Below are 14,649 nucleotides of genomic sequence, written 5' to 3'. Positions count from 1 at the left end.
ATAATTAAGTAATGAGAGGATGGAACATTTTATGGAAATGAACATGGCGAAATTCAGCGAAAAACTGCAGGAATTGGTGGAGCTGGGAAAGAAAAAGAAAAATGTCCTGGAATATCAGGAGATCAATGACCATTTCAAGGAAATGCCCCTGGACCCTGACGCCCTGGACAAAGTATTTGACTATCTGGAATCCTGCGGTATTGACGTGCTGCGCATTCCGGAGAGCGATGAGGATGTTTTTATCATCAGCGATGATGACGGCATCAACCTGGACGAGGAGGAAGAGGTAGATGTGGAGAATATCGACCTTTCCGTTCCGGAAGGTGTCAGCATCGAAGATCCTGTCCGCATGTATTTAAAAGAGATCGGCAAGGTGCCCCTTCTGTCCGCAGAGGAGGAAATTGAGCTGGCAAAGCGTATGGAAGAGGGAGACGAGGCGGCCAAGAAACGTCTGGCAGAGGCCAACTTAAGATTGGTTGTCAGCATCGCGAAACGTTATGTAGGGCGCGGTATGCTGTTTCTGGATCTGATCCAGGAGGGAAATCTGGGTCTTATCAAAGCTGTGGAAAAGTTTGACTACAGAAAAGGATATAAATTCTCCACATACGCTACCTGGTGGATCCGCCAGGCCATCACAAGAGCCATTGCAGACCAGGCACGTACCATCCGTATCCCTGTGCATATGGTGGAGACCATCAACAAACTGATCCGTGTGTCACGCCAGCTTCTGCAGGAACTGGGCAGAGAGCCGCAGCCGGAGGAGATTGCAGAGAAGATGGATATGTCCGTGGACAGAGTCCGTGAGATCCTGAAGATCTCCCAGGAACCCGTATCCCTGGAGACTCCCATCGGTGAGGAGGAAGACAGCCATCTGGGAGATTTTATCCAGGATGACAATGTGCCTGTCCCGGCAGACGCCGCTGCCTTCACACTTTTAAAAGAACAGCTAGTGGAGGTTTTAAACACGCTGACAGACAGAGAGCAGAAGGTTCTCCGCCTGCGCTTCGGCTTGGATGACGGAAGAGCCAGGACACTGGAAGAAGTGGGCAAGGAGTTCAATGTGACCAGGGAGCGTATCCGCCAGATCGAGGCGAAAGCACTCCGTAAACTGCGCCACCCCAGCCGCAGCCGCAAATTAAAGGATTATCTGGATTAAGGATGAACAGTATGAAGAATGTGCAGCTTTCGGACAGGCTTCGCGCTGTGGCATCCCTGGTGACACCCGGCAGCAGGATCGCGGATGTGGGGTGTGACCACGGCTATATTCCTATTTATCTGTATCTGGAAGGAAGGATACCGGGAGCCATTGCCATGGATGTAAACCGGGGTCCTCTTCTTCGGGCAGAGGAGCATATCAGGGAATATGGACTGGGAAAATACATAGAAACCCGCCTCTCTGATGGTGTAAAAGCCCTGTCAGCCGGTGAGGCGGATACCGTCATCATAGCCGGCATGGGCGGCCCGCTCATGGAGAAGATCCTGACAGAGGGCAGCGAGGTGCTGAACACCGTATCGGAGCTGGTTCTTCAGCCTCAGTCGGAGATTGGCCGGTTCCGGCATTTTCTGCTGGACCACGGGTACCGGATCACGGCGGAGGATATGGTGTTTGAGGACGGTAAATATTACCCCATGATGAAAGCCATACGCGGGGAACAGTGCTATGAGGAGGAGATCGAGTATCTCTTTGGCAGTGCTCTTCTGAAAAACCGGAATCCGGTTCTTAAGCAGTTTCTTTTAAAGGAACAGTCCTCTGTGGAAAAAATCATGGAGCATTTAAAGAACACGGATACCAGGACAGGCAGAGAGCGGCTTTTGGAATTGGAACAGGAGCTTTTTTATATTAAAAAAGCGCTTGGGCTTGACAGCAGCGGACAGAAGCCCATATCCGGTATCTGTCAGAAACATGCGAGGCAACAGATATGAAATGTAAAGAGATTATAGAAATTTTGGAAAAAGAATATAACCCGTCCTTTGCGGAGAGCTGGGACAATGTGGGGCTTCTGGCTGGCGACAGGGAGAGGGAAGTCAAAAAAGTTTTCCTTGCGCTTGATGTGACAGATGAGACTCTGAAGGCAGCCATTGATTTCGGCGCGGATATGATGATCACCCACCATCCTCTGATTTTTTCCGGTATGAAACGCGTGGTGGCGGAGGATTTTATCGGCCGCAGGATCATTGGACTGATCGGGAATCATATCAGTTATTATGCCATGCATACCAACTTTGACATTCTGGGCATGGCGGATTTGAGCGCGGATATCCTTAAGCTGACAGACCGTGAAGTGCTGGAAGTGACTTTTGAGGAGGGGGAGCGAAGAGAAGGAATCGGAAGAATCGGTTCCCTTCCCTGTAAAATGACGCTGAAAGACTGTGCGCTGTTTGTAAAAGAACAGTTTGAGCTTCCCCATGTGACGGTTTACGGCAGTCTGGATACAGAGGTGGAACGGGCCGCTGTCTGCACCGGCTCGGGCAAGAGTCTCATGAAGGATGTCATGGAAAAAAAGGCACAGGTCTATATAACCGGAGACGTGGATTACCACACTGCCATTGACGCGGTGGCACAGGGGGTATGTATCATTGACGCGGGACATTACGGAACCGAATATATATTTATGGAATATATGAGGCGTAAGCTTGCGAAAAAGCTGCCTGAACTGGAAGTGAGCAAGATGGAAGTCCGGCATCCCTGTGCAGTCCTTTGAACTTAGATTGGGCGGGTCAGAATAACTGCCCTGTAAAGTGCATAGACTGATATAACGGAGTTAAACTGTGATGCACCGGCGAAGCAGAGCCGGTGCGTTTTTTGATACTGGCCGTAAGCGGTCCATTCCGGTGGGGCGAGTCCGGTGCACCGGACACTTTATTATAAAAGAAGTGATAAGTGAACAGGAGGTATCTATGAGCGACAGAAATATAGCGGTAAAGATTCTGGGAAAGACAAAAGAATATCCGTACGGCACGCCATACGCGAAGATCGTGGAGGAGTATGAGGGGACAACCAGATATCCCATTGTGCTGGTGATGAAGAACGGCAAGCTCTGTGAGCTGCATAAAAAATTGAAAAAACCGGGCACTCTGGAATTTGTGACCACTGCGGATGAGATCGGACATAAGACATATAAGAGAAGCGCCTCCCTGCTTGTCTTAAAGGCGGTCTATCATGTGGCAGGCCATGAAAATATAAAGAAGGCTGTCCTTCATTATTCTGTCAGCTCAGGATATTACTTCACCATCGACGGAAATGTTAAGATAGACGAAAAATTCCTGGCTGAGGTCAAGGCATACATGCTGCAGCTTGTGGAGGAAAGAATCCCCATTTTGAAGCGGAGCGTGGGCACGGACGAGGCCATTGAAATTTTCCACAACCACGGAATGTATGACAAGGAGAAACTGTTCCGGTACCGCCGGGTATCCAGGGTCAACATATACAGTCTGGGTGATTTTGAGGATTATTTTTACGGCTTCATGGTAAATCATACGGGATATCTCAAATATTTTGATCTGTATCCCTACGACGAGGGATTCGTGCTCCAGCTTCCGGAGCAGACAGACCCGGAGACTGTGCCGCCGTTTCATCCGCAGCCGAAAATATTCCAGGTGCAGAAGGAGTCCGGCCGCTGGGGTGAGATGATGCAGACAGACACCGTAGGGGATTTGAACGGACAGGTGACGCAGCAGGGGGCAAACGAACTGATCCTCATTGCCGAAGCGCTCCAGGAGGGCAAAATATCCAAGATCGCAGACCAGATCGTGGCTGCGGGAGACAAGAAGTTTATCATGATCGCGGGGCCCTCCTCCTCGGGTAAGACCACATTTTCCCACAGGCTGTCCATTCAGCTTTCTGCCCACGGACTGCATCCCCATCCCATTGCAGTGGACAATTATTTCCTGAACAGGGAGCAGACCCCGCTGGATGAGCATGGGAATTATAATTTTGAGTGCCTGGAGGCCATTGATATCCGGCAGTTTAATGAGGATATGAATGCACTTTTAAGAGGAGAACGAGTGGAACTGCCGTCCTTTAATTTTAAGATCGGTCAGAGAGAGTACAAGGGTGATTATCTGCAGCTCGGCGCGGATGACATTCTGGTCATAGAGGGGATTCACGGGCTGAATGACAAGCTCAGTGAGACACTGCCGAAGGAGAGCAAGTTTAAAATATATGTGAGCGCCCTGACCCAGATCAACATTGATGAACACAACAGGATTCCCACAACAGACGGTAGGCTCATAAGGCGGATCGTCAGGGATTCCAGGACAAGAGGAACCTCTGCAAAGCATACTATCGCCATGTGGAATTCCGTGAGAAGAGGGGAGGAGCAGTACATTTTCCCCTATCAGGAGTCTGCGGATGTGATGTTTAATTCCGCTCTCATCTATGAGCTGGCGGTGCTGAAAATGTACGCGGAGCCCCTGCTTTTCGGGATCACACCGGAAGAGCCGGAGTACAATGAGGCAAAGAGGATACTGAAATTCCTGGATTATTTCGTGGGAATGCCGGCAGATGCGGTGCCCCATAACTCCATTCTCAGGGAATTTATCGGAGGCGGCTGTTTTGATGTCTGATCCGGGGAAGGGAATGGGTGCGGCAGGCATTTTTGGTTATTTACAAATTGGTTTTGCTGTGTTAAAATGACGTTTGTGTCAAGTAGAATGAATGATCGCGGCTGGCAGGACCGAAAGGGGCCAGGTGAGGAAAGTCCGGGCTTCGCAGGGCAGGATGCCGGATAACGTCCGGTGGAGGTGACTCCAAGGATAGTGCAACAGAAATGTACCGCCAGTGTTTCACTGGTAAGGGTGGAAGGGCAGTGTAAGAGACTACCGCCTTCCTGGTAACAGGGAGGGCATATGTAAACCCCATCCGAAGCAAGACCGAATGAAAAGCAATGTGGCTGCCCGTCACGCTTTTAGGTGGGTCGCTTGAGTCTGCTGGCAACAGCAGAACTAGACAGATGATCGTTCACGACATAACCCGGCTTACAGTTCTGCTTGAAACAAAAGGAAAAACGCCTGGTATGTATGTCTGACCGGAACTCTTCGGAGTTTTGGCCATGCATGCATACCAGGCGTTTTGCTGTTACTGCTGTCCAAGAAGGTAGTCGATAAACTGCTGGGCTGTACGGCCGGAGAAGCCGCCGTGCTGGAGTTCCCAGGCGTTGGCTTTCAGGAGCAGTTCATCCCGGTCCATGGTGATGCCGTTTCGCCGGGCCAGGGAGGTAACGATCTCCTGGAATTCTTTTTTGTCCGGGGAACCGAAATAGATGGTCACACCAAAGCGGGATACCAGGGAGAGCTTTTCCTGTACCGTGTCGTTTGTGTGCAGGTCATCGTTTCTGTCCTCCTTGTCGCTGAAACGCTCGCGGACCAGATGGCGGCGGTTGGAGGTGGCGTAGATCAGAATATTGTCCGGCTTTTTCTCCAGACCGCCTTCGATCACAGCCTTCAGATATTTATATTCGATCTCGAAGTCCTCAAAGGACAGGTCATCCATATAGATGATGAATTTGTAATTGCGGTTCTTGATCTGGGCAATGACGTCGTTTAAATCCTGGAACTGGTGTTTGTAGATCTCAATAATGCGGAGACCCTGTTCGTAATACTGGTTCAGGATGGCTTTGATGCTGGAGGATTTCCCTGTGCCCGCGTCACCAAAGAGAAGACAGTTGTTGGCGCGTTTCCCCTGGATAAAGGCTTCTGTGTTATCGATAAGCTTTTTCTTTGCAATCTCGTAGCCCACCAGGTCATCAAGCTGTACATGGGCTATCTTTGTGATGGGGACAATGCGCGCATTGGCCTCTGTCTGCAGATGTTCCAGACGGAAGGCTTTGTGGAGGCCCAGCTTGCCCACGCCGAAATCCTTATAGAATTCCACCATATCATTCATGAATTCCTCCACATCCTCTGCCTGGCCAAGCCGCCGGCTCAGCGTACAGATGCGGTCGCGGATGCGCTTGTTGAACAGCTTGCTGTTCTCATCCACATTGGTGTAATCGCAAATCAGGGAACAGCAGGAAGTGCCGAAAGCCTGATCAAGAGCTGTCAGGTCAAAGTCGAACAGTTCCTTGAATATGGTAAAGTCGTGTTTTGCAAAATCGTTGATGCTGCCTTTTACCGGGCCTACGATCTCGCAGGCTGTGCTGAAGGCGTTTTCATGGTTGACCAGCAGAAAGGTCAGATAATTGTGCCAGAGGTTGCCGGCAAAGCCAAAGGAGCCTGCCATCTCCACAAGCTGGCCGGTACACCGGTAGAAGAGTTCTCTTAACTCTGCAAGAGACGGGTCTTTTGTTTCACAGGCCAGGAGGATGGAGAACATGCTTTCCAGTGTCTCCTCCTGGTCAAAATTGCGGTATAGGATGCATTCATTGATGTTTTTCATGGTTTTTCCTTCTTTTGTTTTTAGTAATTTCCGTGTACCCGAAGATTCCGGGCCTCGGATTTCAGGCCGCGCAGGGCATTTTTGACTGCGCTGTCACTTAGATTTCCCTCAAAATCCACGAAGAAGCGGTATTCCCAGTTGCGCTCCATAATGGGGCGGGATTCGATCTTCGTCATGTTCAGCCCATTGTAAATAAAGTGGGAGAGGCTGTTATACAGACTTCCGCTCTCATGGGGAAGTTCATAGCTGACACTGATCTTACAGGCATCCCGGCAGAAGATTTTCTCCCTGGTGACAATGATAAAACGTGTGGAATTGTTCACATTGGAGTAGATCCCTTCCTCCAGAACGGCGAGGCCGAAATGTTCAGCCGCGTAACGGCTCGCAATGGCAGCCTGTGCCGGGTTTTTCTCATCAGCGACTTTCTTGGCAGCGGCAGCGGTATTGTTCCACTCCATCTGCTGCCAGTCCCTGTGCTTTTCCAGGAACTCCCTGCACTGCATCAGCGCCTGGGGATGGGAGTAGACCGTGTGGATATGGGAAAGGGATGTGCCGGGAAGTCCCATGAGCACATGCTCACAGGGAATGATCTGCTCGCCCACGATCACATGGTCGTACTCTGTGAGCAGGTCGTAAATATCCTGGACAATACCGGCTGTGGAATTTTCAATGGGGAGTACGGCAAAGTCAGCTTTTTCCATCCGGATGGCCTCCATGGCATCCTTCCAGGTATCCACAGAAAAGCTTTTGATCTCCGCTCCGAAAAAAGTGTGCATGGCGGCAAAACTGTAGGCACCCTCCACGCCCTGGAACACCACCGTGGCATTTTGCTTTTTCAAGCCATCTATTTTGACAAAGTCTGATTTTTCTTCCATGCCGTTTTCCTGAAGAAGCTGGTACTGGCGTTTGCGGCTGATGGACATGATCTGCTGGAACAGTTCCTGCACGCCGCAGCGGTTAAAGTCATTGTGGGCTTTGCCGCCAAGGGAGTCCAGTTTTTCCTGTTCCCTGCTTTTATCAAAGACAGGTTTCCCTGTCTCAATCTTGAACTGCGCTACATTCTCGCAGATTTTCATCCGTTCTTCAAAGAGCTTTACGATACGGGTGTCAATTTCATCGATGTCGTTACGCATTTTTTGTAAATCTAACATACTTTTGTAACCTCTCCGTTTTTTGAATTAAATCCGCCCGGGTTTTGCAGGCGGACTTTCTGTTATTTATCATACACCGGCACTTTACAGTACGCAAGTCTTTTCTATGTATTCCATGTCTATAAAAAGAACTGTGCGCCTGCCGGGCAGTCTAGGCGAGTGTCATTTAGCGGATTTGTATAATTTGAGCTTCTGAAATCCATAATAATAAGAAAAATAACAGGAGATAAAAAGCATGAAAAAGCATACCTTTCTGCTCTGCGGCACTGCCGGCTGGTGTATGGAGATTCTGTGGACCGGAGTCCATGCCATTCAGAAAAAGGATTTCCGGCTGATCGGGCAGTCCTCGATCTGGATGTTCCCTATTTATGGAATGGCTGCCTGTATCAGGCCGGTGTCCAAATGCCTGAAAGGATGTTCCACCTTTCTGCGGGGCAGTATTTATATGACGGGAATCTTTGCGGCGGAGCTGACCAGCGGCGCGCTGCTGAAGCATTTTCATATGTGTCCCTGGGACTACAGCAAGGCGAAGCTGAATTACAAAGGATTGATCCGTCTGGACTACGCACCGGTGTGGTTTGTGACAGGGCTTTTTTTTGAAAAGATACTGTCCGATAATTCTTGAAATTACCCCTGAACTGGTATATGATAGTACATGGTAATCGCACAGGAAGAACGCGCCTGTGGGAATACAAGATGATAATTATATACACAGGAGGTAATCTATGAGACACTTGATGAGTCCGCTGGATTTTTCCGTGGAAGAGCTGGATAAAGTCTTGAATCTGGCCAATGATATTGAAAAGAATCCGGAAAAGTACGCTCATGTCTGCGACGGCAAGATCATGGCGACTTTGTTTTATGAACCAAGTACAAGAACACGTTTGAGCTTTGAATCCGCTATGCTTCGTCTGGGCGGCAAGGTTCTGGGATTTTCCAGTGCAGATTCCAGTTCCGCTGCAAAAGGCGAGAGCGTTGCCGATACCATCCGCGTGGTTTCCTGCTACGCAGATATCTGTGCCATGCGCCATCCGAAAGAGGGGGCGCCGCTTGTGGCATCCATGGCATCTGAGATCCCTGTCATCAATGCCGGAGACGGCGGCCACCAGCATCCGACACAGACCCTGACCGATCTGCTTACGATCCGTTCTTTAAAAGGACGTCTTGATAATATCACCATCGGTCTGTGCGGAGACCTGAAATTCGGCCGTACCGTGCATTCTCTGATCGAAGCTTTAGTACGTTATACAGGTGTAAAATTTGTCCTCATCTCTCCGGAAGAGCTTCGTGTACCGGACTATATCAAAGAGGACGTGTTAAAAGCCAGCGGCCATGAATTTGAGGAAGTAGAGCGTCTGGAGGAAGTTCTTCCGAAACTTGACCTTCTCTACATGACCAGAGTACAGAAAGAGCGTTTCTTCAACGAGGAAGATTACGTCCGTATGAAAGACTTTTACATTCTGGACAAAGCCAAAATGGACCTGGCCGGACCGGACATGCTGGTGCTGCATCCCCTTCCCCGTGTGAATGAAATCTCCACAGAGGTGGACAGCGACCCGAGAGCCGCCTATTTCAAACAGGCCCAGTATGGTGTCTATGTCAGAATGGCACTGATTCTCACACTACTCAAGGAGGTGGACTTATGTTAAATGTTGGCCGTTTAAACGAAGGTGTGGTGCTTGACCACATCAAAGCCGGAAAATGCATGACCATTTACAAAGACCTGAAGCTTGACAAACTGGACTGCTGTGTGGCCCTCATCAAAAATGCCAGAAGCAAAAAAATGGGCAGAAAAGACATCATCAAAGTGGAATGTCCCATCGACACCCTGAACCTTGACATCCTCGGCTTCATTGACCACACTATTACCGTTAACATCATAAAAGACGGCGAGATCGTCCAGAAAAAAGAACTGGAGCTGCCTAAACAGATCACCAACGTGATCCAGTGCCGCAACCCCCGCTGCATCACCTCCATCGAACAGGAATTAGACCAGGTCTTCATCCTGGCCGACCCCGAAAAAGAAATCTACCGCTGCAAATACTGCGAAGAAAAATACCGCGGCAGCCGCAATAAATAATAAATTTTTTAGTATATAAAAACCAGCCTTCACAGTTTAACACATCTGAGGAGGCAGGTTTTTCTTTTTCTTTTCAGAATGTAGTGCCTTAAAAAACCAGGAGGAGCCGCGCCGGATGGGGGCCGGGGGTGTGAATCTGTTGGCGAGGTTAAGTGGAGCTGCCCGAAGATCCACTGGCTGTGAGCACTTAGTGAAGAAGGCTCTCCTGATGAACTTAGTGCGAACGCCAGTTAGCTGAGGGACGCGCAGCGTCGAGCCAACAGATTCACACCCCCGGCCCCCATCCGGCGCGGCTCCTCCGTCACCTTATTTTAAATCACCCCTTCATTCTTCTCCTCCAACACCCGTATCCCATGATAAAAAAACTCATTCAAAGGCGTCTCCACCCCCACTTCCTTCCCCATCCGAATCACAGCCCCCGCAAAAATATCCACCTCTGTCTTCCTCCCCGCCTCAATATCCTGTAGAGTCGATGGTTTATTCTCATAAGGAATCCTGGGAAACACCTTTCTTTGGGCCACAATATCCTCCTCGGACAAGGGAATCCCCTTTTTGTTTGCAATCGCCACCACCTCCCGCATGGCAGCCTCCCGGATCGCATTGGCATGTTCACTGACTACCCATGCCCCAAAAGGAATCCCCAGAATAGCGGCACTCTGGTTTTCGCTCACATTGCACATAAACTTATGCCACATATCATACACCATATCCTTCGGCACAATACACTTTATATTGGCCCGGTCAAACAGATTCTTCACGGCCTGCACCTGCGGGGAGATCACCGTGTTGTCCCGTTCCCCGATCTCAAAGCGCGCGTTCTCCTGCCGGAAGCTGACCTCATTTCCCTTCATCACTACACTGACTCTGGCGATGGAGTAGAGCAGATGTTCCCACCCGTAGGTTTTGGCAACGACCTCCTCGCTCTCCACCCCGTTTAAGGGGCACATGAGAATGGTATCAGGTCCTACCTGGTTTTTTACATCTTTTACAGCCTGCTGAAGCGCGCCCATTTTTGTGATCAGGATGACCAGGTCAGCAGGTTCCATTTCCTCCTCAGGGGATACCACATGAAAATACAGAGGTTCTCCATTTACGATAATACCGTTTTTTTCCAGCCTTTTTTTGCGCTCCCCTCCGGCAATGATCCGCAGGCTGTTGTATTCCAGCGCGTATTTTAAATGTGATGCCAGAAAGCTTCCAATGGCTCCCAGCCCGATGAGTGCAACGGTTTTGATTTCTTTCATATGTCTGTCCTCCTAAATATGATTTTTATTTTTAATTTTATCTTTAATCAGCCGGTTCTGCAAGAAATATCAGAAACGTGGTTAAATATTATGAAGTTCTGAATTATCCGGGAATTTTCGCAGCCTCTAAAATTTTTATATTCTAAAAGCGAGCTAAAATAAAAGATTTATTATATAAATTTCGGAGTGATTCTCTACAGGAAATGCAAACGATTAAGGAATTATTTCCAGAATCAGAGGCCAGTGTCTGTTAGATAGTTACATGAATGGGTAAAATTAGCATATGTAAGGCTTATGATAGCAAAAACAACGGGATTTTTATGTTGTACTAATAGAAGATTACAGATATAATAGCAGTAATAATACGATTTAAAAGAGCTATGTTTCGGAGACTACGAAATTCTGGCAAATATCCGTTTCAGGAATCAGGAATAATCTATAGCCAGGAAAGTGTTTGCCAGACAAGTAAAATATGAAGAGGGTATCTCTATGATAAATAAAACAATTTATATCGGATCGGATGATTTTTGTAAAATAATAGATGGCGGTTACTATTATGTTGACAAGACACTTCTGATAAAGCAATTATTGGATAAGCCGTCAGAAGTTGCGCTGATAGCCCGGCCCAGGCGTTTTGGAAAGACGCTGAACATGATGATGTTAAAAACATTCTTCGAGGAAGCCCAGGGCAGCCAAAAATATTTTGAGAACATGAAGATATGGGACTGTGGGGAGAGGTATACGAGCCATCAAGGGAAATACCCTGTGGTTTTTCTTACTTTTAAAGATGCAAAGTGTGATAATTGGGAAGAAACTTACGAGGCAATCTGCAGGCTTATACAAAAGGAATTTAACCGCCATAGCCTGTTGGGGCATTTTGAGTCATTAAATGATTACCAAAAAAAGCAGGTGGATAAGATTCTGAACGAGACTGCGGGGAAAGTTGTCTATCAGAATGCTCTTGGAGATTTGACCGAATACCTTCACCAAACAACAGGAGTCAGGCCAATTATATTGATTGATGAGTATGATACGCCGATTTTGCAGGGATATGAAAAGGGCTTTGGGCAAGAGGTCGTATCATTTGTGAGAAATTTATTTTCCGGTGGAATGAAAAATAATATCCATTTGGAACGTGCTGTTTTGACAGGGATACTTAGAATCGCCCAGGAGGATATATTCAGTGGATTGAACAATATCCGTGTCGCAACCTTGCTGGACAAGGATTATAATGACTGCTTTGGCTTTACTGAAAAAGAAGTGAGAGATATTGCAGAATACTATCATGCTCAGGATAAAATGAGTGAGATTATGGAGTGGTATGATGGGTATACCTTTGGTGGTATAGAAATATATAACCCCTGGTCTGTTATGAATTACTTTGCGTCAGACTGCATTCCAGGCACTTATTGGACAGCAACGAGCAGTAATGATATCATCAAACAGTGTCTGGTGAATCCATCTGCCCAGATGATGTCAAATCTTACTGCATTACTAAATGGTGACAGCGTTGAAGAATATGTGGAAAAGAACATGTCATATGGGGCAGTACATGAAGAAGGATCCGCGATTTACACATTATTATTAATGTCTGGGTATCTTTGTATAGCAAATGCAGAAGTACCGGAACCGCAATTTCCACACAAGTTAAAAATCCCTAATAAGGAAATTATAGAAGTATATCGAAAAGAAATCTTTGATGAAATGGTGAAAGGAGATTCTTCTGTCAACCAATATAAAGTGCAGAAGAGTTTTTTATCCGGCAGTGCTTCAAGGATCCAGGATCAGTTGCGGGAAATTTTACTATATAATGTCAGCTATTATGATACGGCATCTGAAGGGTTTTATCATGCGCTTATTTTAGGAATATTGAGTTGTCTACAGGGAAATTACAAGATATATTCTAACCAGGAATCAGGGGATGGTCGTTATGACCTGCAACTTGCTGACTTAAATAAAAAACGGGGGATTTTATTTGAATTCAAGGTACTTAGGAATGTGAACGGCAGTGAGCCAGAAATCATGAAGCAGCTAACAGAGGCGGCTGAAAACTTAGCTTTACAGCAAATACAGAGAAAAAACTATGATGTTGCCTTAGCTAAGCTCGGAATTACTAACATTGAAAAATATGGGGTTGCCTTTTTTAAAAAATATGTTGCGGTAGCCAAATAGACCTCCCTGTATTTAGAAGAAGTATGCCGCCTTATAACCGCATGGAAGGATACGAGTTTGGCTGATTTGAAACTGGCATGGCACTATATAGCTGTATCAAGCGGCGGCTTATCGAGTCAGTCCGTTTATTGATATTTAGGGACAGGCCTATCATAGAAATCACGTTTATCTTTCCGAATATACAGATATTAAAAAACAGGCAGGGCTGTTACAACTTTGTGTGACAGCCTTACCTGCTTTTTCATCAAACTTTTCATTTAAAGCTATTATTTCATATACCTTCCATCAAGAATGATTCAACCTTCTATTCGATTTTTTCTATTTTCTTTAGCAGCATATAGGTTTTTATCAGTCTGTCGAATCCAATCATCAATCGACATGCCCCATTTTTACTGTGTAACCCCTCCGCTTACTGAGAATTGATTGCAGGTCAGTTCTGCAAGAACTGCATCATGATATACATCAAGACGTATCATTTCAGCAAACTGCATTGCCATATCCCGTGTACAGCCTGAAAGTATCAACATAATTTTTTCATCCCCGTAACGGGCGGCAATGTATTTATCACCGGCCTTTTCCTGCAGTATCACAGCCAAACGGCATAGAACTTGGTTTCCACGCAGATGTCCGTATGTGTCATTTATTCTTTTAAAATCATCAATATCAAACAGTACAATGGAAACGCAGCTTTGTTGGGAATGCTGTGCTTCCACTATCTTCTTTATATTTTCCATCAAATAACGCTGATTATATAGCTGAGTCAAATTATCTGTTATTGCCTGCTGATTCAATTCTTCTGCGTGACTTACAACCTTCTTGTGTTCTTTCCCATATTCTACAGTCATGATAATAATCACCGCTATAATAAAAACTGCCACAATCAGAAAGCTGGAGATGGTATCCATCCAGCGTTCTTCATAGCTCAAAGGATATGCAAAATCCGGGTATTTGAAACCAAAATGCAGATTAAGAACATGGAACATCAAAGCCACTGACAGCACTATATTTCTGCATTTTCCTTCTAAAATCAACGCAGCCACGCTCAAACCCAGAATGAAATAAAAAATCATTCCACAGTTAATGCCGCCTGTAACCTAAAATAGTGAAGGGAACATGAAAAAATTCAAAAAAATACTGCAAATAATTCGGTTCATTGCTATATTCGTCATAAAAAAAGACACGATCATCAGATCCTGCGCTAATTGTTCCGGCTGTACCAAATAAAAAATATAAGCGGTCCTTGAACGGATATTATGGATCAATATATCTGGCTTTTATCAAGACACTAATCTCTTGTATTGTCATTATAATTTTTCCTTCTTGATACTGTTTCGTTTATTATATCAAATGAAAATGAATATATTAATTGCAGATAATCCGTAAGAAAGGTTCTCGGAGACACACTTGAACAGTTGAAAAAAGAATATCGAAGGGCGGTAGGATAATGATTGTATTTGAAATACAAAAAGAAGGATTCTGCAGCCGGGTATTTTGCACTGGATTATGGATATGGAAAAACGGATACAGATGTGTTACTATATAATACAGTTGGCTTTAAACAACTTACTCTGTCCGGGAAAAACCGTGTGTGCGCACGGCTTTTTGACAGAGTGAAAATTATAAAGT

At 46.5% G+C, this 14,649-nt stretch carries 12 protein-coding genes and 1 other RNA gene; 9 read left to right on the top strand and 4 right to left on the bottom strand.

The genetic code is table 11. The features are described 5' to 3' along the window. The first annotated feature begins 31 nt into the window (after positions 1 to 31). From rpoD to rnpB, 5 genes are all read left to right on the top strand, one after another. Positions 32 to 1,156 (top strand): RNA polymerase sigma factor RpoD, encoded by a 1,125-nt coding sequence (gene rpoD / locus V8Q34_RS18415; protein ID WP_033143553.1) that lies wholly within the window; start codon positions 32 to 34, stop codon positions 1,154 to 1,156. An 11-nt stretch (positions 1,157 to 1,167) separates the two neighbouring features. After that, complete coding sequence (locus V8Q34_RS18410; protein ID WP_181014574.1) at positions 1,168 to 1,923, top strand: tRNA (adenine(22)-N(1))-methyltransferase; 756 nt, start codon at positions 1,168 to 1,170, stop codon at positions 1,921 to 1,923. Then, positions 1,920 to 2,702: a Nif3-like dinuclear metal center hexameric protein gene (locus V8Q34_RS18405; protein WP_118594139.1), complete on the top strand. Its 783-nt coding sequence runs from the start codon at positions 1,920 to 1,922 to the stop codon at positions 2,700 to 2,702. The genes V8Q34_RS18410 and V8Q34_RS18405 overlap by 4 nt, the downstream gene beginning before the upstream one ends. 196 nt (positions 2,703 to 2,898) lie before the next feature. Beyond that, positions 2,899 to 4,566, top strand: a complete 1,668-nt coding sequence (locus V8Q34_RS18400; RefSeq protein WP_148393548.1) for a nucleoside kinase — start codon at positions 2,899 to 2,901, stop codon at positions 4,564 to 4,566. Positions 4,567 to 4,645: 79 nt separating this feature from the next. Then, an RNA gene (rnpB, locus tag V8Q34_RS18395) (RNase P RNA component class A) lies at positions 4,646 to 4,996 on the top strand. 81 nt (positions 4,997 to 5,077) lie between these two features. Here rnpB and V8Q34_RS18390 read toward each other — a convergent pair. Continuing rightward, positions 5,078 to 6,376, bottom strand: coding sequence for an ATP-binding protein (locus tag V8Q34_RS18390; RefSeq protein ID WP_033143344.1), 1,299 nt, complete (start codon positions 6,374 to 6,376; stop codon positions 5,078 to 5,080). 20 nt (positions 6,377 to 6,396) lie between these two features. Further along, entirely contained in the window at positions 6,397 to 7,527 is a 1,131-nt protein-coding gene (gene pheA / locus V8Q34_RS18385; RefSeq protein WP_148393549.1) for a prephenate dehydratase, read from the bottom strand. Positions 7,528 to 7,762: 235 nt separating this feature from the next. Here pheA and V8Q34_RS18380 point away from each other — a divergent pair, with 235 nt between their 5' ends. From V8Q34_RS18380 to V8Q34_RS18370, 3 genes are all read left to right on the top strand, one after another. Continuing rightward, the gene (locus V8Q34_RS18380) at positions 7,763 to 8,152 is read left to right on the top strand and encodes a putative ABC transporter permease (protein ID WP_033143346.1); all 390 of its coding nucleotides are present in this window, start codon (positions 7,763 to 7,765) and stop codon (positions 8,150 to 8,152) included. Positions 8,153 to 8,252: 100 nt separating this feature from the next. After that, entirely contained in the window at positions 8,253 to 9,176 is a 924-nt protein-coding gene (gene pyrB / locus V8Q34_RS18375) for an aspartate carbamoyltransferase (RefSeq protein ID WP_033143347.1), read from the top strand. Beyond that, entirely contained in the window at positions 9,170 to 9,607 is a 438-nt protein-coding gene (locus tag V8Q34_RS18370) for an aspartate carbamoyltransferase regulatory subunit (protein ID WP_033143348.1), read from the top strand. The genes pyrB and V8Q34_RS18370 overlap by 7 nt, the downstream gene beginning before the upstream one ends. A gap of 311 nt (positions 9,608 to 9,918) precedes the next feature. On the opposite strand, the gene V8Q34_RS18365 is transcribed toward V8Q34_RS18370, so the two are convergent. Beyond that, positions 9,919 to 10,851, bottom strand: coding sequence for a ketopantoate reductase family protein (locus V8Q34_RS18365; protein WP_148393550.1), 933 nt, complete (start codon positions 10,849 to 10,851; stop codon positions 9,919 to 9,921). Positions 10,852 to 11,340: 489 nt separating this feature from the next. Between V8Q34_RS18365 and V8Q34_RS18360 the strand changes: the two genes are divergently transcribed. Next, the gene (locus tag V8Q34_RS18360) at positions 11,341 to 13,023 is read left to right on the top strand and encodes an AAA family ATPase (protein WP_052099686.1); all 1,683 of its coding nucleotides are present in this window, start codon (positions 11,341 to 11,343) and stop codon (positions 13,021 to 13,023) included. Between the two features lie 389 nt (positions 13,024 to 13,412). On the opposite strand, the gene V8Q34_RS18355 is transcribed toward V8Q34_RS18360, so the two are convergent. After that, positions 13,413 to 14,093: a diguanylate cyclase domain-containing protein gene (locus V8Q34_RS18355; protein WP_148393551.1), complete on the bottom strand. Its 681-nt coding sequence runs from the start codon at positions 14,091 to 14,093 to the stop codon at positions 13,413 to 13,415. Positions 14,094 to 14,649 lie beyond the last annotated feature (556 nt).

This window comes from Blautia sp. JLR.GB0024, assembly GCF_037000545.1.
Lineage (GTDB): Bacteria > Bacillota > Clostridia > Lachnospirales > Lachnospiraceae > Blautia > Blautia celeris.
Note: the sequence above shows the minus strand (reverse complement) of the source record. Positions and strands in the feature narration are given on the sequence as shown.